Origin of the sequence: Paenibacillus sp. FSL M8-0334 (assembly GCF_038000405.1) — a bacterium.
Classification (GTDB): Bacteria; Bacillota; Bacilli; order Paenibacillales; family Paenibacillaceae; genus Paenibacillus_AQ; species Paenibacillus_AQ campinasensis.
The window spans coordinates 1,914,308-1,930,759 of record NZ_JBBOCH010000002.1 but is presented as its reverse complement, the minus strand read 5'-3'; the positions used below and the strand labels follow the sequence as shown (position 1 = coordinate 1,930,759).

The window sequence follows — 16,452 nt, the reverse complement described above, 5'->3', positions numbered from 1 at the left end:
ATGGTGATTCTGAAATCACGTGCAGAAATTGAAGAAATGAGAAGGGCTGGCCGAATTGTTGCCGCTTTTCATCAAGCCATCGCAGGCATGATCCGTCCGGGCGTCACGACGCTCGATATCGAATCGTTCGCCGTACAATTCTTGAAGGACAATGAGGCTAAGCCGTATACGATGGGGTATAACGGATACCCATATGCAACATGCGCATCCGTCAACGATGTCATTGCGCATGGTTTTCCAAGCGCTCAGCCGCTCAAGTCTGGCGATATCGTCACGATTGACCTCGTCGCACTGGCGGATGGCTGGGTCGGTGATTCCGCCTGGTCCTACGCAGTTGGCGAGGTGCCGGTAGAAGCGGAGCGTCTGTTGCGGGTGACCAAGGAGTGCTTATATCTGGGTATCGAGCAAGCGGTTCCTGGAAACCGGATCGGCGATGTGATGCATGTGGTTCAAACCCATGCCGAGCACAATGGATTTTCCGTCGTGCGTGATTTACTTGGCCATGGCGTCGGAAGGGAAATGCACGAGGAGCCTAACTATGCCCATATCGGGAAGCCTGGGAAAGGGTTCCGCTTGAAAGAAGGGATGGTGTTGACCATCGAGCCGATGTTAAATGCCGGGACAGCACGGATGACCATCGATGCCGACGGATGGACCGCCAGAACGGCTGACGGATCGCTGTCCGCACAGTACGAGCATACGATTGCAATTACTGCGGAAGGTCCGGTCATTCTGACCGAAATTTAATGGATGCCAAGGTTGGCATCGGACGGGATCATGAAGACCATGTGCATGATACTGGTTGAAGCATCTGAGGAACCATACAATCAAGGGCTATGCCGCCGTATCGTGTACACGGTGACACGTGATGGTCTTTTTCTTAAATAAGTAAAAAAGGATTAAAGGATTCGGGAAAATAATGATGAAAACTCGTGGGTAGAACAAAATCTAGAGGAGAGGCTGCAGATGAAATTTTCATTTGAAGTTGGACACGAAGAGAAGCATACGGTGGAATTCGAATTTAATCAATTCCTAGGAAACCTGAGTATTAAAGTGGACGGAAACGATAGAATCCGTGATTTTAGAACGCTCTCATTTAAATTGATGAAAACTTATGAATTCGAGGTTGGAAATGAAGAAAAACACCAAGTTAAGATCGAAAAAATCAGGAAGCTTATACTGGCAGGATTCAGAAAGACCAAATATAAAGTATACATTGACGGCATCTTAATCAAAGAATATGAAGGAAAATAAAGGCTGTGAATAGGAGTTATCAAAAATCCCAGCGGTTATCAGCTTAAGAGAAAAACCAGTTTCAAAAGGAGCCGCTCTAAATGAATAGCATCTTTGAACATTTCTAAACAGCTATTTAATGGGCAATCGATCCAACAAATCGGAGGGGCTTAATCGTGAAACAAAATAAATACGACGATGCTGCATTTTTTTCACAATATGAACAAATGCCAAGGTCTATTCAAGGGCTCGAAGCGGCCGGAGAATGGCATGTGCTGCGAGAACTGCTGCCTGATTTGAGCAACAAGCAGGTACTCGATTTGGGTTGCGGCTTTGGCTGGCACTGCCGCTATGCACGTCAGCAGCAGGCTAGCTCCGTTATCCGTGTAGACATATCAGATAATATGCTGCGCAAAGCCCGTGAAATGACAGATGATCCTCACATCTCTTACCAGCTTATGCCGATTGAGGATATCCAGTTTTCCCCTGCCCAATTTGATGTGGTCATCAGCTCGCTGGCAATACATTATATCGAATCGTTTGCTGCAATCTGCAACAAGGTATATGATCTGCTGAAGCCAGAAGGGAGGTTCGTCTTCTCTGTGGAGCATCCAATTTTCACATCGCGCAGCGAGCAGGATTGGCATTATGATGACGAAGGAAACCGTCTGCATTGGCCGCTCGATGATTACCAGGCAGAAGGCGTGCGCAGCACATCATTTTTAACGGATAACGTAATCAAGTACCACCGCACGATATCAACCTATATGAACGATGTCATGGAGGCGGGTTTTACGATTACTGCAGTAAAGGAGCCGACGCCTTCGGAGGACATGCTGGCGCAAATTCCTGGTATGCAGGACGAATTGCGACGCCCTATGTTCCTCATCATATCAGCCATCAAAACGCTGCGCTGAAGTAAGCATAGCAAATTACATTCTCCGATTCTCGCGTGTTCAATAATCCATTTTCCTGAATCGCCATAATCCGATTGCGCATGACACCATGATCCAGATTAGAAGAACCGTTAGCGCGCCGGCCCAGGATCCGTTAACTGCGTTCATCTCGAACAATGTATGCAGCGATTTTTCTGGAAATACGGACAATAGCAGCTCCGACACGTCTTCCGGGAACATCTTAACGAGGGCGGGGAGGAACATGACACTTAAGGCAAAGGATATTCCTCCGGGTGTGGACTGGAAATAAAAAGCACCCGCCGCACTCAGCGAACTGTAGAATAGCACCATGAGCATGGATCCGATGGCTTTGGCCAAAATTGCGGAGTCTAGAGACAAGGCCTCCATCTGGTTCATCGATATGATGAACTGATTGACTGCGAAGAATATCAAGATCAGGGCCGTGCTGATCAGCATGGACAGTATGGCTATGAACGAAAGCTTCGTGAGATAGTATTTGCTGCGTATGGGTGTCATGGCCAGGTTCGTATGAACAGCCCCTGATGCCAGGTCCTTCTTAACAAAAATAGCGGCAAAGATGATAAGCATAATCGCGGCTACATCCATCCCAAGTAAAGTAATATCGATCATCTCCATGCCTGTTAGTTCCGACAGTACCTTCCCTTGTGTAATCTCGATGGTGAACAGGAAGATCACCCCGAACAGAATACTGAGCAGGATGGTGGCAAAGATCATATACCGATAGCTCGGCAGGAACATCATTTTTTTGAAGTCAGCTTTAATCAAGTGCTTCATGCATGGTCACTCCCTTGGCAACATAGTCTGCTTTTCCATCGGTTATCTCCGTAAATACATCTTCAAGGGACGGATTAACCTTTGTTAATTCATGTAGAATGATTTGGTTATCGAGCGCGAGTCGGCCAATTTCTTTGGCGTCCAAATTTCTGACCTCAAGACCTGTTTTGCTCGGTTGGACACTCGCTTGTTTATCCAGCAAGACGCTTGTTATCTTGTCCAGGTCGTCAGCCTCGACATAAATATAGGAGCTTAAACTCCTTCGGTTCATTTCATCCATCGTCATATCCGCCAGCAGCTTGCCTTGTCCGATAATAACCACGCGGTCGGCTACGGCTTGAATTTCGCTCATCAAGTGGCTGGACACCACAACGCATTTCCCGCTCTCCGCAAGCTGCTTGAACAGCCCCCGCAACCATTTGATACCGTCTACGTCCATGCCGTTAAACGGTTCATCCAGTATGATGGTGTCAGGGTTGCCGAGCAGGGCGGTCGCCACGCCTAACCGCTGTTTCATCCCCAGGGAGTACGATTTAACTTTTTTATTCTGGACATTTTCCAAACCTGTGATCTGAAGCATTTCATCTACCCGTCGTGGATTCAGGTTAGCTGCGGTAGCAATGATGGATAGATGTTGCTTGGCTGTAAGGTTGTTATCCAATGCAGACGGATCGATTAACGTACCGACTCTTTTCGTCGGTTCAGGTAAATCTGAATATGATTTTCCATCGACGACAACGTCTCCGAGCGTAGGGCGGACGAGCGAAATGATCATTTTCATTGTGGTCGATTTGCCGGATCCGTTCGGACCCAGAAAGCCTGTAACTGTGCCAGGTGTAAGCACCAGATTCAAGTGATCGACCGCTGTTTTGGTCCCGTATTTTTTCGTCAGATTGGCTAGTTTAATCAATTGCATCACCCTTTTGTGTGAGATAGTAGTGATGAGCGCCATCGATATAATCCTTGGCAAAATTATACAAAAACAAATCTTCTTCCGGCCAATGATCGCTTTGTTCAAGTCCTTTGGCGTAGGCCGTCAACATCTTCGGGTCATCATTAGTCGAACGTTTGATAAATTCCTCCCACTTCCGGCCCAACTCAAACCCAGCCTGGCATGTATACGAAGCATTGTTAAGCTTATAGGCGGCCGCTTCCAAGATTAGCAGCTTCCATTGCCAATAAAAATCAATGAGCTCTTGATAATCATCCTCAGATGTATTCTCAAATAATTGCTGCGTCTGCAGATCGAACTCCGCATGTGCATAGTCGAGGACCGTTTGCTTGTTTAAACCGAGTACGAGTTTAATGATCGGTTCCAGATTTTGATCAGGGTCTGCCTCCATGGAGGCCAGAATGGCTTTAATGATCGTCTGGCTCATTCTGATCTCCATCTCCTGTCGTAGGAGTAGATCCGCTTGATTCTTTAGAATCTGTTTGATATCTGACGCGTGATCGGACTTCAGGATATGATGCTTGATCTCATTCAAGGGCAGGCCGATTCGCTTGAAGAATAAGATTTGCTGCAGCTTCATCAAATCGGCTTCTGTATAGTATCGTGCGTTTTTCTCACCGGCCCTTGTTGCGACAAGCAGGTTGATACGGTCGTAATATTGAATTGTTCGTACGGTAGTCCCGGATAATCTAGCCAGTTCACTTACCGTATATCGTTTTTCAGTCATGGGCGCTCACTCCTGATTCCATTAAATCATATTACGTTACGTCATATGCAAGGCCTTGATTCAACCAACGGATCGATGCATCTGAATACACCGCACGCGATAGGAATTTGAACCGACTGAATTGAGTTCAAATAGTCGGAAATCCATTGATTTAGCATGACGCTCCGCACATGGTTAATGTGAAAGTCGCTATCATAGCGGCTTTTTTCATTTGCAGTCTTTCTTTTCGTATATCGTGGGCAGTGGGAGAGACAAAGTGCTTGACTATGACGCTAGGTCATAGTGTTTAATTCACTACGAACACACAACAAGGAGTGATAGAAGTGAACATCCAAACATTGCGCTCAGACCTTATTTATCAAAAAGTTGCCCAGGCACCGCCCGAGGAAAAGCTGGAACTATTCAGAAACGAAATGCTGGCGCCCTTTATGAAACAATGGCAAATTCAGCAGATACCGTTCAAAGCGGAAGATCCGAATGGTTTCGACGTCATTACGTTTAATAATATGATGCATCGATCTCCGGATCAGATTACCCCGCGGATTTCGGCAGAGATCGAGATGATTTCGTCTGAATCGTTCTGGTTAGAATGTGAGCAGTCCGTGAAGAAGAGCCTACATCGATTTGTAGAGCATGATATTCACCTTCCCGTATCCGATTATTTGTTTACGATTCAATTAGGGAATCCGGACAGCCGTGCCTTAACGATAAACGAAGGATATAGCGGCTTTGGGGGCATTCCCGGGTTTATCTGGGCGACACTCTTGCCCAATGAGTATACGATTCCTCGAATGAAGGCTGCGCTGGCGCACGAATGCAACCATAATGTGCGGTATCAATTTATTCAGTGGGATCACACCGTTAATTTGGGGGAGCTCATGGTAAGTGAAGGATTAGCTGAAAGCTATGCTACGTTTCTGTATGGTGAGGAATGGCTCGGTCCCTGGGTAGCCAAAACAGACGCAGAAACACTGAATAGGCGCATCAAGCCAGTGCTCAGAGAGCAGTTACATGTAACCGGGCTTGATCAATGTGCTCCATACCTTTACGGTGACGAGATCGCTAAACTGCAAAACTTGAAACCCGTCAATATGCCCTATAGCGCTGGCTATGCTTGCGGATATTATTTAATCCAGTATTATTTAAGAGTAACAGGAAGAACGATCTATGAGGCCACAATAACACCTGCTGCTCAAATATTAGATGAAGTTAAAGGATTCTGGGATGAAGAAACCATTATTAGGGGTTAAAGATATCATTCAGATTACCGGCATTACAGCCAGGACCCTGCATTATTATGATCGAATTGATTTACTTAAACCGACGCATTTGACGGAAAAAGGGTATCGTCTGTATGATCGAAGCAGTCTGGAAAAGCTTCAAATGATTTTGTTCCTTAAGGAGCTGGATTTTTCCTTGAAAGAAATTGCGGACATTGTGAAGCTGACGAGGAAGGAACAGCAACACATTCTAAACGAGCAGCGCCACGTTGTACAATCGAGAATTCAACAACTAGAATCAATCAAGACAGCCATCGAAGAATACGTTTCAGGGAAGGATATCGGCAGTTTGCAGATTTTTAATCATTCTTCCGTGCTGCCTTTGCAAGAGCAATATGCGAATGAGGCGAGCTTCTTTTATGGCGAAACAGAGGCGTATAAGGAATATAATGAGCGATTGGAGCAATTGCCAGCAGACGAAAGAGGGGAGCTGTTTTCTCGCGTAGAACAAGTGTTTAAACAAATGGCATCCCATATGAACGCGTCTCCTGCTTCCGATGAAGTGCAGCGACTGATCCGAGAGTGGAGGGAGAGCCTGGAGCATCTCATGACTTGTGATTCAAATCTGCTAACCTGCATTGCCGATACGTACAAATATGACAGGCGGATGAGAGATTATCTTAATCAATATGGCGAGGATTTTGCAGATTTCCTGCACAGCGCGATTATGCAGTATATATCTCCATCGTGAAGCTCAAAGTTAAGTATTTAGGAGCGTGACAATAGGTGACCTATAAAGAAATTATACAGGCATTGGCTGACATGGGCAGTGAGCAGACGAAAAGCACGTATATTCGCCATGGGGCGAAAGAGCCGCTCTTTGGCGTCAAAATCGGGGATATGAAGAAGCTCGTTAAGCATGTAAAAAAAGACCAAGCGCTCGCTCTGCAGCTGTATGAATCCGGCAACTATGATGCGATGTACCTGGCTGGACTTAGCGTCAATCCGAAGACGATCACCAAGGAGCAGCTGCAGCATTGGGTGGCTGGCGCTAATTGGCATGCGCCTGCCGAATATACGGTAGCGAGAGTGGCCGCAGAAAGTCCGTATGCGCGTGAACTGGCGGTGGCGTGGATTGATTCGCCTGAGGAACTGGTCGCTGTGAGCGGATGGAGCACCTATGCCAATTATGTGTCGATTGCGCCAGACGAAGCGCTGGATATGGAGGAGGTACGCAGCTATTTGATCAGAGTGCGCGATACCATCCACAGCGAGCGCAACTGGGTCCGCTATGTGATGAATACCTTTGTGATTTCGGTCGGAGCATACGTTAAGGCATTAACAGAGGAAGCAAAGGCAGTCGCAGAGGCGGTCGGCAAAGTGCATGTGGATGTCGGCAATACGGCATGCAAAGTTCCGCTCGCAACGGAATATATCGCCAAAATCGAGGCGATGGACCGAGTCGGTAACAAGAAAAAGACCTGCATTTGTTAACCAGTAACAGCGAAAGAGGTGGGGGCCGTTCTATGCGGCACACCTTTCGCTGATGCATTAGAAGCTGCGGAATACGCAGGCGGTAAGCTGATGAGATGGATAATTCTGCCATAGCATACGACTGAAGACGGAGTTATTTTCATTCCGGAGGAGGTAATGGAGTATTGATAATCTAAGGTATAATCTATGAAGAAAAGCTGAGAGTAGGAGAAGCCATTCATGAAAAATAATAAGTATGTACGTACATTGAGAGAGAAATGGTAGTTCATTATCGCCACATTGGTAAGTTCACAGATTTTGTATTTAATAATGATGTTTTATACGTTTCCTTATTTGTCGAAGGAATCTAATCATTTGCTCCCATTAGATATGAGGGCATCCGGTTACAGTGTAAATGACGTAGAGCTCTTTTTATCCACAATATCAGACAAAGGAAGGGACTTTTACATAAATGTTCAATTACCGCTAGACATGGTGTATCCTTTGTTATTCTCTCTATTTTGTATTCTGATTCTGTCAAAGCTCACTCGTGGTAAAAATGCCGTCTTATCGTTAGCAGCTTTACTGATTGTCTTTATTGACTATGCAGAAAACTTGTGCATCTATTTGCTCTTAAAGAAGGATTCTGTTTCTTCGGACCTCGTTAGTAGGAGTAGTGTTCTTACCATTACTAAGAATATTGTCTATAATGCGTTCTTGATCATAATATTATTCTTAATGTTAAAAAACATAGTCTCATTTGTAAGAAATAAGATTACATTGAAATCACAAAGTTAGGTTGTGGAACGTTAATTGATGGTGGTATGGATCGATCGCGCTACGGACACCATAAGTGGTGGGCGGAGCAAAATCAATTATGAAGAAAAATATAAATGAGTTCGCATATAGTCTCTAAGTTCTTTTTCACAAAACTCGTATTTTGTACATATGTTATTAAATCCCTTTGTATTATTGATTTTACATGCATCTTCCTATTTCAATAGTTTTTTATACTCGGCTTCAGTTATAGGGTGCCCTTGGATAGGTCCCTCCACTATACTCAACCAACATATCGCGTTTCACTACCTTGAAACTTCATAAAATTACGTTAGTAGGTTCCTCCATAGGGCGGCATTGCTATAGACTTCGCTCTTGCTTATCCGCATCTAGTCAAAACTTATCCTAGTTGCACCCTCCATCAATGGCAATTCTTATCCTATAAACAAGATGTGGCAAGGAACATTCTTCCACTTACCTAACTGAAGACAAAGAACATAGTTAAAACATGTGACTTCTTATGCCTTCACTGACCGGCGATTGGTATCCATATTTCATGGCTACATCGATCATCCTTGCATCGGTTGTCTGCAGTTCAAAAGCCAATGTCAATCGTTGACTTCGGATGTACACAGATAACGTGATACCGGTGATTTATAGATATATATATCGAGCTTCACACCTATGTCCATTACCAGCAACATGATAGAATAATGTATTTAAGTTCCACATAATTGGTAAATCATACAGATGGATCTATTCCCTTTATTGATGATAATATACCTAATGTTGTGTACATAACAAGAACATTATGGAGGTTGCTTAATTGCAGAAAAAGAAAGTTTTAATTTTATTGGGAGGGCTATTAGTTCTCGTTGCCAGCAATTATGCGTATGTGAACCACACGTTGAACTAATGAAGAAGAAAAAAATTTCTAAAAGCATCATAGCCATTGTCGTTATATTGATTATTGCTTCAACCTTTATTTTAATTGAAAACTTAATCAGTAAGAAAGAAGTTGAGGTTAATTCGACTTACTATACTGGTTTTGTTTCAAGAGTACAGAAATTGGATGATACACTTGCTAAAACCAGTGAGATAGAGTCTAATAGAGAAATTGAGCAGATGTTTGATGTGTATACTTCCATTATTTTAGTGAATGACCGATTAACTCTCCTAAAAGAAAATACTAAAAGTTTCCCTGATATTAATGTTCTCATCAATGACTTTTTAATATTTAGGGATGAATATGGTTATCTTGTAAAAAGATCAATTAGAAGGTAATCGAGCAGATTCTGATGTACACATAAAAGTGGTCAAACAGATCAAGTTATTCCTGAATAGCTTGCCAAAAGAATACGAGCATTCTAAGGAATTTTCTGATCAGTTTAGTGCCGCTGCTGATCATATTAAGCCATTACTACATTTGAATTTCTAATTTATATAATTGGTTTATTTTTGCTGAATCTGATTTTTTATAGCTTCAATGAGCGTGCTCTTATTCATGCCTGTAATTTCGTCAATCTCACTGTAATCATTATCATCCCCACTAAATTCAATGCTTTCAGTTCCAGATATTTTAAAAGTTTTCGGAGCGTTATCCGAGTTGTATTTTAGAATGGCGGCGTCCTGATCATCTATTTCTATAATAAACGGAGACACAGAAGGCACATAATTATCATTATATTTACTCAAAAATAACACATACTGTTTATCAGTTTCAGGCTTCACATAATGAGGTTCAATGATATCTGCACTGTACTCCTTCCCCTCTATTGATGTGGTAAGTCTTTGGAAGTGGGGAATTCCTACCTTTATAATTTCAGTGAGATCTCCAAGTAAATTGGTGTCTACTTTAAAATTGTAAAGGTCTCCTTCTTTGTAATAAGGTTCTTTACGCATTTCCCACGCTTCCGAAGAGCGCTCAAATTTTCCTGTAACAATATAATCTGCATTTTTCACCAAACCCTCCACATCACCGGCCATGGCAGCGAGTACACATACCCAACATCGTCCTCTTTCAAATCGCGCACCGACGTACGATCCATTAACTTGATACTGCCGCTATCTGCCTGTGTCTCCCTACTTAAACAATTGAACAATGTGGTCTTTCCGGCCCCGTTTCGCCCAAGCAGCCCATATATCTTTCCCTGCTCAAAACGAAAGTCCCCGCCGGCCAACACTTGTTTTTTGCCATAACTTTCCTCAGGTCTTGAAGAATAAGTTCCATCAACTTCTCCCCTCATCTATCCCAACTTTCGATCGGTCATCAAATTATGATCTAATTACCTTTCGCACATCAAAACTATATCAAATAACTTTATGAAGGTGGTTGTAACAAACTATTAAAACTGTTCTGTCTTTAGGTATTGCAATTTCCTAATTTCAGCTGATATGGAGGATGTTCAAATCAAGATGAATCATTCGCCATTCCTCCATAAGTTAATTACATATTCTCTCCAAAATACTCGAAGGGATTGACAATCCGAAATAAATGACTTACTTTAAGAATGAATCATTCATTCTCAAAAACTCGAACTTTCTTTTAGCTTTTTTCAGGGTTACTTGCACTCAGCATTTTTGAAAGGAGATCATTTCATGAATTAATACTAACACGTCCATTTTTACTCCGTTCGATAGGCCCCATGGGCCATTTCGACAACTCTTTGAAATATCAGTCGTAATTTTAAATTAGGAGGAATGAATTTATGAACATGGAACGCGCGATTATTATTGGTGGAGGTATCGCCGGACTGCTGGCAGCCAAAGTGCTGTCTGAATTTTATGGCGAGGTTATCATTGTGGACCGAGACGCTTTTCCTGAGGAGCCTGAAAACCGTCCCGGAACACCTCAGGCCTTTCAGCCCCACCGGCTTACGCCTCGCAGCAGGATTATTCTAAACCGTTTATTCCCTGGATTCATTAATGAATTAATCAACAATGGAGCTCACCCCACTCTTGGGAAGACCACGCATCTTATCAGCCCTTACGGCCGGATGATCGCAGTCGAACAAAATCACGATGCGTCATTCAGCAGGGCCCTGTTCGAATGGGTCATACGCAGCTATATTCAGGGTATCGATAATGTTCTTTTGCTTGGCTTGAATGATGTGATTCATCTTCAAACGACAGAAGATCATTCACGAGTAACAGGCATTGTTATCAGGGAGCGTACCTCGGGTGAACGTCAGCAGATCACGATGGCGGCAGACCTTATCATCGACACGAGCGGCCGTTTCTCCAAAACTGTTCAATGGTTATCCGAGCTCGGGTATGAAGTTCCGCAGGCTGAGCGATTAAAAGTATCTTTGGGGTACAGTACACGACGTTATCGCATCCCTGTAGGGCGCAAGGAAGAGCTGGATGGGATTCGCATGGAAGGCAATCCTCGCGCGGCGTCACATGCAGGCGCTTTTTCAATCATTGAAAACGATATAGCAGAAATGGTACTCTGGAATTTGAACGGTCGTTATCCCTCCACCGATCCGGCATTATTCGAACAAGAAATTCGGCAACTAGGGAACCCATTATTGAATGAAGCGCTGCAAGGACTGGAACCGATCGGGCAGCCACGTGGTTTTCGGGTTCCGGAACTGACAAGGCAGCGATTTGACCAGATGGAGCGATGGCCTTCGGGATTGCTTGTCATGGGAGACGCATTCTGTCAACTTGATCCTGTTTACGGACAAGGAATGACGCTTGCGGCGATAGAAGCGGAGATTCTTGAAGCATGTCTTCACCAACAGTTGAGTCTCCCCAAACCTGACTTCGAACTGGAAGTCCTTAATCGGATACAAGAAATCATCGAGCCGGCCTGGTGGTTAAATGTCGTGTCTGACCTTCGCTGGGAAGGCGTGGAGCACATCGGTGCACAACCGATTCAAGGTTTGACGTTCGTGCAGCACTATTTCGAACATGTCCTTAAATGGTCTACGGAGCATGACAATTATGACATTTTCGGATTATATTGGCTCGTCAACTCCTTGTTCTTATCCCCGCAGGAACTGTTTAATGCGGATGTGGTCACATCCTTGCTGGCTGCGGGTGGTTCCGGTGAAGCTAAGCAATGGTTAGACCGATGGATCGAGGATTCGGATCGGCCGCTGCATGAACGACTGGAACAAATGATTCCTTCATTTGAGCGAGCTCCCTTCGCAACCATAGAGCAACTTATGCCATCATCATGATCATATACAGCAAATAAGTAGTAAAAGGAGTGCCTAATCCGTGACACCATTATCCGAAGAACAGTTGATTCAACGGCGAGAAACGCGAAGACAGCAAATCTTAGAAGCTGCCTTAAAGATATTTGCCCAACGCGGCTTGCATGGAGCCAAGATGAGCATGATCGCTGAAGAAGCCAATCTTAGTGCTGGCCAGCTCTACCGGTTTTTCGAATCGAAGGAAGAGCTGTTCGTCACCCTGATCCGGCAAGTTGCCGAGGAAACTGCTCGGGAGATGGAGAGGATCTACGAGATCCCTGGTTCCCCTTATGACAAACTGCGCATCTTTACTGCGACCATTCTGAAAGAGGAAAGCACACAATATCCATTCAAGCTGATCCAGCAGGCCAATTCGGCTGAAGATGTGCCGACTGAAGCTAAACAACTGCTGCAGCATTTTTCCGTGAAGCGCTATATTGATCTGCTGCTTCCTTTGTTCGAGGAAGGCCAGCAGACTGGGGATTTCGTACAAGGCGATGCCTGCCAGCTCATTTCCGCATTTTTGACCATACTGTCCGCATTGATTACACTCAACATGCCAATCGATGATGATCATCAGCTGCCAGATGCGGATATACTCATGCGAATTGTAGCGGGTCCGCGCGTCCAAGAGCGCTAAACTATACTCAGGAATTAAAAAGGTGATTGATCAAGTCCCGTGGGATCCTGATCAATCACCGAAACCTTTCCGGCCCAAGTGCCATCTTGGACTAATCGGTTACTAACGGATTGCCATTTCTCGCTCCAGTGTCGTTTTTCCTGAATAATTTTAGGAGATTGATCTTCTCCACCTCTCCAACTCGGCAGCCGGTACTGTAGAGAAACTCCAGCAGCGCTCTTTCCCTATCAACTTGTTGTCAAATTTTATTGACTTGATCTATGGATTAATCCACTCATTTCTTTAGCATTTACACCATTGACGGAGTTGCTTGGTTTAATTGTGTCGCGACGTTTTAGTGCATTATTTGAAGATAATCGTTGAGAACATCAAAAATTAAAAACGATTAATCCCGCGCATTAAATTCAAAATTGCTTCAATGCGTATTTTATCAGCACAATCTTCGCAACAAAAAACCTTAACCTTTCTTTCCTTAGCTTGTTTATATTTTAATGATCCTTCGTATACCCTGAATGTTTTTTTGCAATTATAGCAAAGTACATCATAGTAAAACATTGCAACCCCCTTGGTAAGACATCAATTCTTAGTTGATATATCGAAGATTGTAACCAGCTCTCTCGTATATTCCTTGCGATTCATTTATAATTTATAGCAGGTAACATATCGTATTATCGAAAAAGCGTAGATGCATCCGTACGATTCGCACAACGGAAGTGCGTTAGTCAATGAAACAGCGACAGCCGGATTGAGTAGCCGATGGGGTTGTTTTTCACTTTCCGAGCACTATCAACTAAAACAACTGCAGGTAATCTCCTGGCTCAGTTGAAAATTCAATTGCTAAGCCCGCAATCGCTATTAATACTCCATATAGGATATTAACTTTTTTTTCACTCAAGTTCGTTTTTTCAAAAACAGCAACTAACGATATCAGAATAACTAAATAAGCAATATTTTCAGCACCACTAACCAAGTTAGATAAAAACACCGAAATTCCTAGCGCAAATATAAACAATGGAATCCTTAATTTTACCTTCATCATTTTCACATCACCTCTCTTCTTGGTTGCACCCAACGCTATACCCTCTGTGAACTAGTAGAACGTCCTATAACGTTCTTGCATTCCTGACGTTCAAGCGGCTTAAAACGTTGCGGGTCGTAAGACTTAGCTGGTTGAATGTGTCGCCTGAATAAGCTTCTACGATATTGCTCTTGGCGACCAAGGAGTGTCAGCGACGAAGTATGAATGTAATGTTATCCGGTGTCACTGCCTTCCTGATTTACTTGCATTCATACTTTCCTACCATACAGAAAGGCTTGTTCTGAAATCATTCTCGTCAGTTATGTAGTTTATATTTGCATAGGCCTCTTTTTTGGCGTTAGAATATAGCCCTTCTACTAACTTGGCATTTTTGCAATAAATTGTTGTATAAGAACTATCGACAACTAATAATGCCAATTCGCAGTTACTACTGAGAAAATCATCGTAAGTTATAATTTCAATTGGTTTACTGCCTTTAGGAAAAGCTTTAAGGTCTTGGAATATTAAATAATAATCGTTGTTCTTAATGACGTTTCTTAGTGTTACACCATCCATACATTCAATTAACCCCGAGAAAAGTGCATCCAGTTTGCCATCTAATATAATGTATGACTCTTCCCCACCAATCCACCAATTATGATCTTCGACTTTAAAAGGTTTTAATATATCTTCGAGATATCTTCCGTATTCATTTGGAATTTCAAAACTAATTCCCCTTATCATCTACTCTTCTCCTTATTCTTTCCTGCAGCGATTTCAGATAACGTTTCCGAGCTCACGACGCCCGGCGAATGCCGGGTAGTATTCACAGCAACCACTTCTTCGAAGCCGCTTCTGGGACCGAGAGCGAATACCCGATGCGTGTTGTGTTAGCTGAAGTTCCTGACTCCTACGAGTTACTTTCAATTACATCTTCCATGAACCACTGATACATCTTTAGTTTAAACTTAATGGCAAGTTCTATATCCCTCTTAGAAATCCATGAAAATAATGGATTCTCAATAAAACCAATTAGATCAGCCTTTGTCCTCGCTAAACTCTTCAGAACTTCTGAATAGCTAAAATCAATAAATGTTAACTTGGTTTTTATGTTTGACTCGGGATCATCAGACCACACTCTAACATAATCATCAAGGTAAGTAATTCCTGGAGACGGATCATGCCCCATCCACGGACTTATTCTATTCCTTATAGATGTATAAACTGTCCCCCATTCTTCTAATCCGCAACAGCAGCTTGGCATTATATAATTCTCTTCATTCTCAAAAAATGCAACACCACCTGAAATTGCAACCGTATCTTTCTGCAGAAGTTCATCAAACGACGCATTCATGGACTGTTTTACATCAATGTTGTTGTATCCGAATAGATGCATTAAAAATAACTCAACATCGTGTTCAGAACTTTCGGGGGACAAACAAATGTATTCTTTAAGTTCTATCTCACTCTCCATCCAAACCGGACATTCATGATATGGTTCTGTAATTACTGGCTTTGTGTAAGAGATGGAAATGCACCTCCTTAGACTTGTTTTTATTCTCAGGATGAAGCGCGAATGCGTTGTTATACAAAGCATCCGCCTTCTTTGAGTCAGCTATAAAATATTGTTTTAATCCTTCCTATTCTCTTTGCTCTTGAATAAATATCTTATGCCTTTACCTGCGTATAGTTCATTAGAATATCTAGGAATTATATGTAAATGGGAATGAAATATATTTTGCCCCCCTACATGCCCACAGTTCCAACCCACATTATATCCTTCAGGTTTATATTTCTTATCTATATACTGTTTTACTTCATGTAATAATTGATAGGTTGCATTCCATTCTTCTTGACTTAAATCAAATAAGGTTTCACGATGTTCCCGCGGCACAATTATGCCAGCACCTTCTATTTCTTGTACTTTTAACAGCGTATAAATACAATACTCATTACATAATACAATTTCATGATCGAATTTGGATGTAATATTGCAGTAAACACAATCTCCCATGAATACACCTCGATTAAGTCTTGGTTTTTTTAGATGCTGTAATTTAGGTTTTTCGGATATTTCGCTTAACCTTGTTGTGTTCACAAACCCGAGAACCTTAAGCCCCAGAGGGGTCGCCGCGACCTTAAGGTTCCCAGGGATGTTCGCCTGGTTCCCGGCTCTGCCGACCACTTCGGGCGAACCAAGGAGCTGACAGGATCCACCGCGGAATATAATGTTAGCTGATGTTGTCACTTCTTCGATTATACTAACAAACTTCCCTTCGTACCTATTGTTATTTCTCCTTCATGATAGTTCTCAATGATGATTCCTTCATCAAATTAACAATTTGAATTTGTCTTCCATTCATTACTATTTCTTGTGATCTCATATGACTATATATACATGAATTTACAGATAAAACATTGATGCATTCATTGAGCAGCGCTCGAAACTTATTAGATTCATGGGAAACGCTAGCAGACAGCATAGTTTAAAAAAGATG

The 16,452-nt window shown here is 42.9% G+C and carries 19 protein-coding genes and 1 pseudogene; 9 read left to right on the top strand and 11 right to left on the bottom strand.

Annotated elements, in window-relative coordinates; genetic code table 11:
* The 3 genes from map to MKX64_RS22870 all read left to right on the top strand — a co-directional run bounded on the left by map (position 1) and on the right by MKX64_RS22870 (position 2,150).
* Positions 1–747 carry a type I methionyl aminopeptidase gene (gene map / locus MKX64_RS22880; RefSeq protein WP_095266499.1) on the top strand — a complete coding sequence of 249 codons (747 nt, stop codon included), beginning with the start codon at positions 1–3 and terminating at the stop codon, positions 745–747.
* Positions 748–966: 219 nt separating this feature from the next.
* Complete coding sequence (locus tag MKX64_RS22875) at positions 967–1,254, top strand: hypothetical protein (RefSeq protein WP_095397104.1); 288 nt, start codon at positions 967–969, stop codon at positions 1,252–1,254.
* 155 nt (positions 1,255–1,409) lie between these two features.
* Entirely contained in the window at positions 1,410–2,150 is a 741-nt protein-coding gene (locus tag MKX64_RS22870) for a class I SAM-dependent methyltransferase (protein ID WP_341037552.1), read from the top strand.
* A 39-nt stretch (positions 2,151–2,189) separates the two neighbouring features.
* Here the strand turns inward: MKX64_RS22870 and MKX64_RS22865 are convergent, their stop codons facing one another.
* From MKX64_RS22865 to MKX64_RS22855, 3 genes are read right to left on the bottom strand one after another with little or no spacing between them, the layout of a single operon-like run.
* Complete coding sequence (locus MKX64_RS22865) at positions 2,190–2,945, bottom strand: hypothetical protein (RefSeq protein WP_341037549.1); 756 nt, start codon at positions 2,943–2,945, stop codon at positions 2,190–2,192.
* The gene (locus MKX64_RS22860) at positions 2,929–3,897 is read right to left on the bottom strand and encodes an ABC transporter ATP-binding protein (protein WP_341037546.1); all 969 of its coding nucleotides are present in this window, start codon (positions 3,895–3,897) and stop codon (positions 2,929–2,931) included. Before MKX64_RS22860 ends, MKX64_RS22865 begins: the two co-directional genes overlap by 17 nt.
* Positions 3,848–4,624 (bottom strand): MerR family transcriptional regulator, encoded by a 777-nt coding sequence (locus tag MKX64_RS22855; RefSeq protein WP_341037544.1) that lies wholly within the window; start codon positions 4,622–4,624, stop codon positions 3,848–3,850. The genes MKX64_RS22860 and MKX64_RS22855 overlap by 50 nt, the downstream gene beginning before the upstream one ends.
* 323 nt (positions 4,625–4,947) lie before the next feature.
* Here MKX64_RS22855 and MKX64_RS22850 point away from each other — a divergent pair, with 323 nt between their 5' ends.
* Genes MKX64_RS22850 through MKX64_RS22840 form a run of 3 tightly spaced genes read left to right on the top strand, consistent with a single transcriptional unit; the run spans position 4,948 to position 7,338 of the window.
* Positions 4,948–5,874 carry a DUF2268 domain-containing protein gene (locus tag MKX64_RS22850; protein ID WP_330163952.1) on the top strand — a complete coding sequence of 309 codons (927 nt, stop codon included), beginning with the start codon at positions 4,948–4,950 and terminating at the stop codon, positions 5,872–5,874.
* Positions 5,849–6,595: a MerR family transcriptional regulator gene (locus tag MKX64_RS22845; protein ID WP_155617769.1), complete on the top strand. Its 747-nt coding sequence runs from the start codon at positions 5,849–5,851 to the stop codon at positions 6,593–6,595. The genes MKX64_RS22850 and MKX64_RS22845 overlap by 26 nt, the downstream gene beginning before the upstream one ends.
* A 35-nt stretch (positions 6,596–6,630) precedes the next feature.
* Positions 6,631–7,338, top strand: a complete 708-nt coding sequence (locus MKX64_RS22840) for a DNA alkylation repair protein (RefSeq protein WP_330163951.1) — start codon at positions 6,631–6,633, stop codon at positions 7,336–7,338.
* Positions 7,339–8,628: 1,290 nt separating this feature from the next.
* Here MKX64_RS22840 and MKX64_RS22835 read toward each other — a convergent pair.
* A pseudogene (locus tag MKX64_RS22835) lies at positions 8,629–8,748 on the bottom strand (AraC family transcriptional regulator); the annotation flags it as partial.
* A 261-nt stretch (positions 8,749–9,009) separates the two neighbouring features.
* On the opposite strand from MKX64_RS22835, the gene MKX64_RS22830 reads away from it, so the two are divergent.
* On the top strand, positions 9,010–9,378 hold the full coding sequence (locus MKX64_RS22830) for a hypothetical protein (protein WP_095397110.1): 369 nt from the start codon (positions 9,010–9,012) through the stop codon (positions 9,376–9,378).
* A gap of 168 nt (positions 9,379–9,546) precedes the next feature.
* Here the strand turns inward: MKX64_RS22830 and MKX64_RS22825 are convergent, their stop codons facing one another.
* Complete coding sequence (locus MKX64_RS22825; RefSeq protein ID WP_095397111.1) at positions 9,547–10,056, bottom strand: hypothetical protein; 510 nt, start codon at positions 10,054–10,056, stop codon at positions 9,547–9,549.
* Complete coding sequence (locus MKX64_RS22820) at positions 10,053–10,340, bottom strand: ATP-binding cassette domain-containing protein (protein ID WP_255222916.1); 288 nt, start codon at positions 10,338–10,340, stop codon at positions 10,053–10,055. Before MKX64_RS22820 ends, MKX64_RS22825 begins: the two co-directional genes overlap by 4 nt.
* A gap of 462 nt (positions 10,341–10,802) precedes the next feature.
* Here MKX64_RS22820 and MKX64_RS22815 point away from each other — a divergent pair, with 462 nt between their 5' ends.
* Positions 10,803–12,281 (top strand): NAD(P)/FAD-dependent oxidoreductase, encoded by a 1,479-nt coding sequence (locus MKX64_RS22815; RefSeq protein WP_095397112.1) that lies wholly within the window; start codon positions 10,803–10,805, stop codon positions 12,279–12,281.
* Positions 12,282–12,321: 40 nt separating this feature from the next.
* The gene (locus MKX64_RS22810) at positions 12,322–12,936 is read left to right on the top strand and encodes a TetR/AcrR family transcriptional regulator (protein WP_095397113.1); all 615 of its coding nucleotides are present in this window, start codon (positions 12,322–12,324) and stop codon (positions 12,934–12,936) included.
* Between the two features lie 375 nt (positions 12,937–13,311).
* Here MKX64_RS22810 and MKX64_RS24335 read toward each other — a convergent pair whose 3' ends face one another.
* The 5 genes from MKX64_RS24335 to MKX64_RS22790 all read right to left on the bottom strand — a co-directional run bounded on the left by MKX64_RS24335 (position 13,312) and on the right by MKX64_RS22790 (position 16,052).
* The gene (locus MKX64_RS24335) at positions 13,312–13,491 is read right to left on the bottom strand and encodes a DUF2197 domain-containing protein (protein ID WP_095397115.1); all 180 of its coding nucleotides are present in this window, start codon (positions 13,489–13,491) and stop codon (positions 13,312–13,314) included.
* A 235-nt stretch (positions 13,492–13,726) separates the two neighbouring features.
* The gene (locus MKX64_RS22805) at positions 13,727–14,008 is read right to left on the bottom strand and encodes a hypothetical protein (RefSeq protein WP_341037540.1); all 282 of its coding nucleotides are present in this window, start codon (positions 14,006–14,008) and stop codon (positions 13,727–13,729) included.
* A gap of 225 nt (positions 14,009–14,233) precedes the next feature.
* Entirely contained in the window at positions 14,234–14,698 is a 465-nt protein-coding gene (locus MKX64_RS22800) for a DUF2691 family protein (RefSeq protein WP_341037538.1), read from the bottom strand.
* A 166-nt stretch (positions 14,699–14,864) separates the two neighbouring features.
* Positions 14,865–15,428 (bottom strand): hypothetical protein, encoded by a 564-nt coding sequence (locus tag MKX64_RS22795; protein WP_341037536.1) that lies wholly within the window; start codon positions 15,426–15,428, stop codon positions 14,865–14,867.
* 156 nt (positions 15,429–15,584) lie between these two features.
* Positions 15,585–16,052 carry an HIT family protein gene (locus MKX64_RS22790; protein WP_341037535.1) on the bottom strand — a complete coding sequence of 156 codons (468 nt, stop codon included), beginning with the start codon at positions 16,050–16,052 and terminating at the stop codon, positions 15,585–15,587.
* Between the last annotated feature and the right edge of the window lie 400 nt (positions 16,053–16,452).

Excerpts from the sequence above, each read along its gene's own strand:
- MKX64_RS22830 (WP_095397110.1), top strand. The coding sequence starts at position 9,010 with ATGAAGAAGAAAAAAATTTCTAAAAGCATCATAGCCATTGTCGTTATA.
- MKX64_RS22860 (WP_341037546.1), bottom strand. The coding sequence starts at position 3,897 with ATGGCGCTCATCACTACTATCTCACACAAAAGGGTGATGCAATTGATT.
- map (WP_095266499.1), top strand. The coding sequence starts at position 1 with ATGGTGATTCTGAAATCACGTGCAGAAATTGAAGAAATGAGAAGGGCT.
- MKX64_RS22855 (WP_341037544.1), bottom strand. The coding sequence starts at position 4,624 with ATGACTGAAAAACGATATACGGTAAGTGAACTGGCTAGATTATCCGGG.
- MKX64_RS22815 (WP_095397112.1), top strand. The coding sequence starts at position 10,803 with ATGAACATGGAACGCGCGATTATTATTGGTGGAGGTATCGCCGGACTG.
- MKX64_RS22845 (WP_155617769.1), top strand. The coding sequence starts at position 5,849 with ATGAAGAAACCATTATTAGGGGTTAAAGATATCATTCAGATTACCGGC.
- MKX64_RS22795 (WP_341037536.1), bottom strand. The coding sequence starts at position 15,428 with ATGGAGAGTGAGATAGAACTTAAAGAATACATTTGTTTGTCCCCCGAA.
- MKX64_RS22875 (WP_095397104.1), top strand. The coding sequence starts at position 967 with ATGAAATTTTCATTTGAAGTTGGACACGAAGAGAAGCATACGGTGGAA.
- MKX64_RS22865 (WP_341037549.1), bottom strand. The coding sequence starts at position 2,945 with ATGAAGCACTTGATTAAAGCTGACTTCAAAAAAATGATGTTCCTGCCG.
- MKX64_RS22800 (WP_341037538.1), bottom strand. The coding sequence starts at position 14,698 with ATGATAAGGGGAATTAGTTTTGAAATTCCAAATGAATACGGAAGATAT.
- MKX64_RS22820 (WP_255222916.1), bottom strand. The coding sequence starts at position 10,340 with ATGAGGGGAGAAGTTGATGGAACTTATTCTTCAAGACCTGAGGAAAGT.
- MKX64_RS24335 (WP_095397115.1), bottom strand. The coding sequence starts at position 13,491 with ATGTTTTACTATGATGTACTTTGCTATAATTGCAAAAAAACATTCAGG.